General features: G+C 72.6%; 1 protein-coding gene. It reads right to left on the bottom strand.

Translation table 11 applies throughout. The features are described from left to right. On the bottom strand, positions 1-449 hold a 449-nt coding region (locus tag ACOV8S_RS31315; protein ID WP_448321866.1), incomplete at both ends, for an MBL fold metallo-hydrolase.

The following is a 449-nucleotide window of genomic DNA, read 5'->3' as shown; positions in this document are numbered from 1 at the left end:
GACCCGCACCTCGTCCGGCAGCCCCATCAGCTTGTTCTGCACGCTGCCGTGGAGCATCGCGCCGAGCTCCTCGGCGGTCACGCCCACCGAGGCGAGCAGGTCGGGGCGGCCGACGTCGCCGATGAACAGCGCGTCGCCGGTCAGGACGCCGTACGGCACCTCGTCCTCGGCCCGCTCGTACACGAGGACGCTGATCGACTCCGGGGTGTGCCCGGGCGTCTCCAGGATCTCCAGCGTGACGTCGCCGAGGGGGACCCGCTCGCCCGCGGCGAGCTTGCGGATCGGGTACTCGGTCTCGGCGCGCCGGCCGTAGCCGATCCACGCGCCCGTCTCGTCCGCCATCTCCAGGTGGCCGGCGACGAAGTCGGCGTGGAAGTGGGTGTTGATCACGCCGACGACGTCGAAGCCGTGCGCGGCCGCGTCGGCGAGGTACTCGGAGACGTCCCGGG

The organism is Streptomyces sp. CO7, assembly GCF_053474865.1.
This window is presented reverse-complemented; position numbering and strand designations above follow the sequence as displayed.